Genomic DNA, 7,327 nt, shown 5'->3' with positions numbered 1-7,327 from the left:
AAGAAGAGTGCCGGAGGGCAGAGAGTCTCGTTAAAGTGGACTAATAGCGTAGCGAGGAGGCTGCACACATGAGCTCATTGGCTGATATCGTCTTGCCATCTTTTCGGAGTCGGACCCGATCCTTTCTCGATGAGGATCGGGCAGCTAGGCGCGCGCTGAAGATGCAAGATGGAATTTGCGTGCTCGATTTTGCCGTAGAGGACTCATCGGAGGACTCAGCCGAAGTATTCTCGATTGTGCAAGAGGCGCTGGAGATTGCCGTCGGTGTGATCGCTAACGCGGATGACTCACTTGGCATGCTGAGTGAGGTGGTTGAAGAGCTCATTGAGCTGCACGCTAAGAGCGCACAGCGAGCGAAGCCTGATCCGCTCGTGCTGGCGGAATGGTTTATCGCTTTCCATGAGACCACTGAGGTTGATTATTTCGAGCTCGACCCCGTTGCTTATTCAAAGGTCCTCGGAGAAGATGGACTGGCTCGTGTCCGAGCTTGGGCGGAAAACGCAGATGCTTTCCGACGCAAGTATATGGAGAAGCGTTTTGCGGTTTTAGATCAGAACGTCGAAGTAATCGTCCGTACACACTTGGCTGAGGACGGCTACGTGGTCTTTTTCGAAGGGTTAGCTAGAGCCTTGGAAGAAATCGGTGAGTATGATGCCGCGTGGGAGTACGCGAAGCGTGGAACCGAATCTGGTTCAGACTGGCAAGCGCGGTCCTGCGGACAATACTGGGTGGATTTAGCGAGGAAATGGTATCCCGAGCGCGAGGAGGACGTCGCAAAGCAGGTGCTTAGTACGTGGCCATTCCTTGAAGCAGTGCTGTATCCAGAAAGGCTTATGCAGCTCTAGAGAACCAGCAGGTCGAACTTAGTAGCCTTGACGTCGGAAAGGCGCTTGCGGGCGCGCTCGAGGCGCTGCCATTCCTCTTGGGGGATGGATTTGCGGGCGATAGTGACGGTCTCGGCGTCAGGAGTGCCCCAGGCGATGGGCATCGGGGTGATTTGCTGCCAGTGGTTATTGTCTGCGCGGCCGGACACAGCCGCAACGGGAACCTTGGTGCCTACGGTCCGTTGGGCGCCGGGGATGGCGGTCACAGTGCGCAGGCACGCAGCCCAGCGGGGAGGCAAGGAGGGATCCACGTTGGTATTAACCAATGCGAGCAAGACCATATCGCGCTCATTTACTTCGGCGATGACGGCCGGAGCAAGGGGATAGGAGTCATAGAGTTGCTGGGCGGTGCCAACTTTACGAGCGGCGGCAAAGCCGACGATGGCCACCATGATTCCGAATAGAATCAAGCCCAGGCCGATAGTGATGCCCCAGGAAAATCCCCACCAGATGGCCGCGCCGCCGATAATGAGCAGGATGCCCAGTACGAGGCCGGAGAGGCGAAGGCGGTTGGAATCGCGCAAGAGCTCGTTATTGGCCTTGGCAAAGGGCTCGTCTACGTCGAACTTGAAGATTTTCATTGTTCTAAGTCTAGTGCGTCGATAAGCCGGTAGGCATATCCTTGCTCGGCGAGGAAACGCTGGCGGTGCACGGCGTAGTCCGCATCGAGGCTATCGCGGGTGACCAGCGAGTAAAAGAGAGCCTCCTCTTCCTTGGGGCGGAGTAGTCGGCCGAGGCGCTGGGCCTCTTCTTGGCGGGAACCGAAGGTGCCGGAGACCTGGATGGCGAGGGCGGCCTCGGGAAGATCGATGGAGAAATTGGCGACCTTGGACACTACGAGTACTGAGAGCGAGCCGTCCCGGAATTGTTGAAAGAGACGCTCGCGCTTAGCAGTGGAAGTGGAGCCATCGATGACGGGGGCGTCGAGATGCGCGCCGAGCTCGTTGAGCTGGTTCACGTAGCCGCCGATGATGAGAGCCTGCTGTGGGTGGCGGGCGAGTATCTTGTCCACCGCCCAGAGCTTGGCGGCAGCCTGGGCGGCGATGCGGTAGCGGTCGCGAGGCTGGGCGGTGGCATAGAGCATGCGTTCCTCGGCGTCCATGTCCACGCGGACTTCGATGCACTCGGCGGTGGCGATATATCCGGCCATCTCGAGTTCTTTCCACGGGGCGTCGTAGCGTTTAGGTCCGATGAGAGAGAAGACGTCGCCCTCGCGGCCATCCTCGCGCACGAGGGTGGCGGTGAGCCCTAGCCGACGCCGCGATTGAAGGTCCGAAGTCATGCGAAATACCGGCGCGGGAAGCAGGTGGACTTCGTCGTAGATGATGAGGCCCCAATCGCGGGAATCGAAGAGCTCGAGGGCGCGGTATTCGCCTTTGGTTTTACGCGTGACCACCTGGTAGGTGGCAATGGTAATCGGCTTGATTTCCTTCTTTTCGCCAGAGTATTCGCCGATTTCGTTCTCGGTCAGGGTGGTGCGGCGCAGGAGCTCGTCGCGCCATTGGCGGCCGGCGACGGTATTGGTGACCAAGATGAGCGTGGTGGATTCTGCCTTGGCCATGGCTGCCGCACCGACGATGGTTTTGCCCGCACCACACGGAAGTACTACGACGCCAGAGCCGCCGGACCAAAAGGCCTCGGTGGCGTACTGCTGATAATCGCGCAGCTGCCATCCATCATGATTGAGGGCGATGGGGTGGGACTCGCCATCGACGTAGCCGGCGAGATCCTCTGCCGGCCAGCCTGCTTTGAGGAGGGCCTGCTTGAGGCGGCCGCGCTCGGAGGGCGGGACGGCGATGGAATGCTCGTCGATGCGAGCGCCAAGGAGCTTTCCGGTTGCGCCACGGGAGAGTTCTTCCAGGATAGGCGGCTCTTCGGACTCGAGAATGAGGCCGTGCGCCGGGTGGGCGTGGAGGCGGACGCGGCCGTAGCGGGACATGGTTTCGGCGACGTCGATAAGCAGGGCTTGGGGGACCGGAAAGCGGGAGTAGTTTTCGAGGACGTCGACGACCTGCTCGGCGTCGTGTCCGGCCGCGCGGGCATTCCACAGCGCGAGCGGAGTGATGCGGTAGGTGTGCACGTGCTCGGGGGCGCGCTCCAGCTCCGCAAAGGGAGCGAGCGCGGCGCGGGCCTCGGCAGCCTGGGCGTGATCCACCTCGAGCAGGACGGTCTTATCCGACTGCACAATCAATGGTCCATTCATGGCTCCAGCGTAACGGAGGTGATCCGGTGCAAGGGAAATCGGATAGTGGAGCCGTCGGATGCGCGGGCGTCGATTTGCCCACCCGCGACCGTCAGCGGGGTAACGGTGCGCTTCTTTTCGTTGCCGTTTTTATCCGCATAGCCAATCGTGATCGGCCGGGCAGTGCGCGCAGCGGCGTGGACTATATCGAGGCTGGGAGTGGAAGGCGCGGAGTCATCGCGCAGATTGCGCATAGCCTTCGCGATGTCAGGGGAAGCGGTGGCCCGACGGGCGGTGGGGGTAGGCAAGGTGGCTGGTTCGGGCGCAAGCGTCAGGCTGGCGCCATTGTGGTCCTCGGCCGCGGGAGAAAGACCGTGAGCGCGCAGCTGCTCAAGCAGGTCGTGTACCGGCAATTGAGACACCGCTACGGTCGGGGCAAGCAGGCGCAAAGGCGCAGCCTTGAGCGCAATCTGGAGGAGGGCCGGGTCCTCGCTGCGCAGGTAGGATAGTGCTGGGCCGGAGCGCAGGGTGCCATGGCGCTTGGCGACGTCCCCGATATGAAACTCCAGCGTCTGTGGCACCTCTCCATGGGCTGCGAAAAAGGCGTGGATTTCCTCCCCGGTCATCCCGCGATCAAGGCCGCGGCGCAAAGAAGCGTCCGAGATGCGGTAGACGCTGGCCAAGCCGGGGGACTCGAGGTCCGCGACGGATTCGAGCCGTTGGTGGGTCTCTGGATCAAGCGGGCCGGGAACCAGTACCGTCATATCTGCCTGGATTAAGAAATAGTCAACCGTGTCTGGGGTCAGGCGGGCGGCGGCCTCGGGGCCCTCGATCAGCACGCTGGTGGGGCGATCAAGGGCGATTGCCCCGATCCACTCGGCTTCCGCACGGAGCTCGGCGATAGTCTCGTCCGAAGTGTGCGTGGCAAAGAGCGGAAAGTGGAAGCGTAGGGACTCCCCGAAGGTAGGTTTCGCGCCGCGCAGGTAGACCTGCAGGACCTTATCCCTGAAGCCAGGAAGTCGGTCATTGGTGTGCGCTAGCGTGCGGCCTTCCTTTGTCCATGGGGAGGCAGTCCACGCCTCGAGCAGGACCTGCCATTTTTCTGCGAGGTTTGCATCGAGCCAGTCCTGAGAAAGCTCCGTGGGGGCGAGGAAATTGCCCTCCATGTTTTTCGGTTCGCCGCGGCTGAGCAGACGGGCGCTCATGCCGAGCTCAATGAGGCGACGCAGCTCTCCTTCATCGATGGTGAGGGTTTTGCTCAGGTTGGTGAGCTGACGAACGCCCACGGTCTTGTCCTTGAGCAGTTCTATCGGTCGCGCGCCTAGAGCGTCAATGACGCGCTGCATGCCGCGCACGGCGGAAAGCCCGGCCGCGGTGCCGGCATCATCGGCCTTGGAATCCGGGGCGGGGGATTCGGTGATTCCCTCTACTGGGATTGGGGCGGTGGGCTTACCGTTGAGCGCAAGGTGCACGGCGCGCGGCAGGCGGACGGTGGTGGCGTCAACGCGTTGGAGCAGCTGCTTGGCGATGAGCCGCGGAATCGGCCGGGCCGGATCCGCATCGATGGCTGCATCTCGCGTGGTGCCGAGGCCATTCGAGCGCGATAAGGTCTCGAGGACCTTCCGTTCTTCGTCCGGCAGCTCGGCGATGTCCTCCGGGCTGACCTGGACCTGGTCGAGGAGGGACCAGCCCGTGGGAAGGGCGGGCATGACCTCGGGAGGGATGAGGACGTTGCCGTAGGCTAGGCCGCGTTCCTTGAGCAGGCGGGTGATATCCGGATTAAGGTCTTCTACTTCTTCGAGTTCCCCTCCGCGGCGCGCGATACCTTCGATTTCCGCAAGCTGCCGTGCAGTGCAGTTCATGAGCGCCTGCGCGATAGACGTGCGCAATAGCAGGCGGGTAGCCAGCGCGGCGATGCTCGGGGGTAGCGGATTGAGTACATCCGGCCGGTTGCGGAGGATGGTGGCGAGCTCTTCTTCCTCAAGGGAGGCGAGCCACGTGCGGAAATGCGGGAGGTGGGAAGACTGAGTCATGATGTCACCCCAGTTTAGTTATCGTTTGAGTTACGTTTTTGCGCAAGGTTTGAAATAATAAGAGCTATGTCGAATGAGAAGAAGGGTCACGTTTCCCCGGCTTGGCCGAAGAACGAAAATCGCGAGCACGCAATCACCGAAATCTCTGCGCCTTTTGCTGGTGCATCCAGTCCCTACGGCGATGATCTGATCTTGCCGATGCCGGCAGAGAAGCTGAACTACGTTCACCCTTATACTCGCATCAATCGCTAGAGTATTTCCCCGCCTTGGCGCGGGGATTTTTCTTTCATACAAAAAGGGCCCCTTGCTACTGCAAAGGGCCCTTTATCGCTATGTCTTAGCGGGTGATGTTCTCAATCATCTGCGCAATCGGGTCGATGACGTTGCGAGTGGCAGAGTAGAAGTTGTTGAAGTCGTGGCGGTGAGCCTTGTACAGCTCAGTGAACTGCGGTGGCAGAGCCAGGCCGTAGGAGTTAGCGGCATTCTTGATGGTGTTGTACAGAGCATCAACAGCCAGTTCGTCGGACTTCTGAGCGGCAGCCTGCTTGACCGGAGCCGGTGCTTGAGCCGGAGCGGTGCGCTGGGTCGGAGCGGAGTTCAGGCCGAGGGAAGCCGAGCAAGCCGGCCATGCGCCCCAGCCCTGGGAAGCAAGCACGCGCTCAGCGACGACAATCTGCTGCTCGCGGGTAGCCTGGTCAGCGGTAGCAGCGAACTGGCCGCCACCATTGGCCTGCCAGGTCTGCGGGTTGAACTGCAGTCCGCCGTGGTAGCCGTTGCCGGTGTTGATGTGCCAGTTGCCGCCGGACTCACACTGTGCCAGGCGGTCCCAGTCGGAATCTGGGGCAGCGGATGCGGTCGGTGCCATGATGGCAGCGGCGGCGCCCAAGGCGACGGTGCCGGCGGTGAACTTAGCGGCCATACGGTTCTTAGCGGAGTGGCGTCCCATGTAGTTAGTCCTCTCTGTGTGCCCGCATTAAGTGCAAAGAATATGTACCAAAAAGAAAGGGCGGGCGAGGGCAGCTTTCTTAACGGCTCTTGAATGTCTGGGGGACAGCGTAGCGGTTTATAACGAAAGTGTCACGTTATGGGCACTAAATGGGAAAGAAATGGGGCAAATGTGGTGAGTGGGGAGGTGTTTCTGCAGGTGAGTGACAAACTGTGATCTGTGTCATGTAACGAAGGTGTGTCGCCCTAGTGTGCGTAACTTCTGTTGTTTTGACCAGGCGGCTAAAATAAGGATTTTCCCCTAGAGAAGAGGTGGGTACCTATGCCTATTGGCAAAGTGAAGTGGTATGACGCCGAGAAAGGTTTCGGTTTCGTCAGCAACCCGGGCGATGAAGACGTCTACGTCGGTCGCAACGTGCTGCCCAAAGGAGTAGAGGAACTGTTCCCAGGCCAGCGCATCGATTTCGATTTCGCGGCTGGCCGCCGTGGTCCGCAGGCGCTGCGCGTCAAGGTATTGGATAAGCCGCGTCGCCGCACGCCGGCCCGCAAGCCAGAGGAACTCGGCAGCATGGTCTCTGATGTGATGACTTTGCTGGAGTCGCAGATTCAGCCGGTGCTCAATTCCGGCCGCTACCCGGAGCGCAAGACTGGCCGCCAGGTAGCAGAAATCCTTCGCGCAATCGCGAAGGATTTGGATAGCTAATCAGAAGCCTTCGTGGATTCTTCCGCGGAGGCTTCTCGTTCTTTATCGGTCATCGTGGTAAGCGACCACACGGTGGCCAAGGGGGTTTCGTCACCGTTGTCATCGGTGCCGATCATCATGGAGGAAATCTCTACCACTTTCAGGCGGGGGCGCTTGCCGGTGGAGGCCTTGATGGGCTCTACGGAGCCGGGGATTGATACCTCAGAAGTTTCGTTCGCGCCGTGTGCGGTTTCATCATTGGCGGCGGGGTCATCGTAAATGGAGAGAATCTTCCACTCGTGATCAGAAATCTCTTCGGGGATATCCAACTTGAGAGTGTCGTCTTCTCCCACGGTGAGGTTCGGGACCTCGCCCTCCGGGCAATCGGTGCCGGGTTCGCACGCGATGTACGGGGCGACGTCGATGGAATTATCGCCTACGGCGGCAGTTATTTTGATTTCGCGCGGATCGGGACCCGGGCGTTGGTTCCACCAGTTCTGGAAGATCACTACGGCGGCGACTATGACTGCCACGACCACGATGAGGGCTAAGATCTGCAGCAGCGACTTTTTCCTTGCTTCCTTACGGGTTGCCATGGGCC

Annotated in this window: 8 protein-coding genes; 3 read left to right on the top strand and 5 right to left on the bottom strand. The window is 60.4% G+C overall.

Going from position 1 to position 7,327, the window contains the following annotated elements; all coding sequences use genetic code 11:
* Positions 1–68: 68 nt before the first annotated feature.
* Entirely contained in the window at positions 69–845 is a 777-nt protein-coding gene (locus L8V22_RS09885) for a hypothetical protein (RefSeq protein WP_269966488.1), read from the top strand.
* On the opposite strand, the gene L8V22_RS09880 is transcribed toward L8V22_RS09885, so the two are convergent.
* The 3 genes from L8V22_RS09880 to L8V22_RS09870 are packed head-to-tail and all read right to left on the bottom strand — an operon-like array spanning position 842 to position 5,099.
* Positions 842–1,465, bottom strand: a complete 624-nt coding sequence (locus L8V22_RS09880; protein WP_238801947.1) for a DUF3239 domain-containing protein — start codon at positions 1,463–1,465, stop codon at positions 842–844. The two genes, L8V22_RS09885 and L8V22_RS09880, sit on opposite strands and share 4 nt — an antisense overlap.
* Entirely contained in the window at positions 1,462–3,087 is a 1,626-nt protein-coding gene (locus L8V22_RS09875; protein WP_238801948.1) for a DNA repair helicase XPB, read from the bottom strand. The genes L8V22_RS09880 and L8V22_RS09875 overlap by 4 nt, the downstream gene beginning before the upstream one ends.
* A complete protein-coding gene (locus L8V22_RS09870; RefSeq protein WP_238801949.1) occupies positions 3,084–5,099 on the bottom strand; it encodes a helicase-associated domain-containing protein in 2,016 nt (671 codons plus the stop codon). Before L8V22_RS09870 ends, L8V22_RS09875 begins: the two co-directional genes overlap by 4 nt.
* A gap of 66 nt (positions 5,100–5,165) precedes the next feature.
* Between L8V22_RS09870 and L8V22_RS09865 the strand changes: the two genes are divergently transcribed.
* The gene (locus L8V22_RS09865) at positions 5,166–5,351 is read left to right on the top strand and encodes a hypothetical protein (protein WP_023022020.1); all 186 of its coding nucleotides are present in this window, start codon (positions 5,166–5,168) and stop codon (positions 5,349–5,351) included.
* 85 nt (positions 5,352–5,436) lie between these two features.
* On the opposite strand, the gene L8V22_RS09860 is transcribed toward L8V22_RS09865, so the two are convergent.
* Positions 5,437–6,045: a resuscitation-promoting factor Rpf1 domain-containing protein gene (locus L8V22_RS09860; protein WP_269966487.1), complete on the bottom strand. Its 609-nt coding sequence runs from the start codon at positions 6,043–6,045 to the stop codon at positions 5,437–5,439.
* A gap of 321 nt (positions 6,046–6,366) precedes the next feature.
* Between L8V22_RS09860 and L8V22_RS09855 the strand changes: the two genes are divergently transcribed.
* Positions 6,367–6,747, top strand: a complete 381-nt coding sequence (locus tag L8V22_RS09855) for a cold-shock protein (protein WP_005323875.1) — start codon at positions 6,367–6,369, stop codon at positions 6,745–6,747.
* On the opposite strand, the gene L8V22_RS09850 is transcribed toward L8V22_RS09855, so the two are convergent.
* Positions 6,744–7,322: a DUF2771 domain-containing protein gene (locus L8V22_RS09850; RefSeq protein WP_238801950.1), complete on the bottom strand. Its 579-nt coding sequence runs from the start codon at positions 7,320–7,322 to the stop codon at positions 6,744–6,746. The genes L8V22_RS09855 and L8V22_RS09850 overlap by 4 nt on opposite strands.
* Positions 7,323–7,327: the final 5 nt, after the last annotated feature.

This window comes from Corynebacterium yonathiae (assembly GCF_027570195.1).
Lineage (GTDB): Bacteria > Actinomycetota > Actinomycetes > Mycobacteriales > Mycobacteriaceae > Corynebacterium > Corynebacterium yonathiae.
Note: the sequence above shows the minus strand (reverse complement) of the source record. Positions and strands in the feature narration are given on the sequence as shown.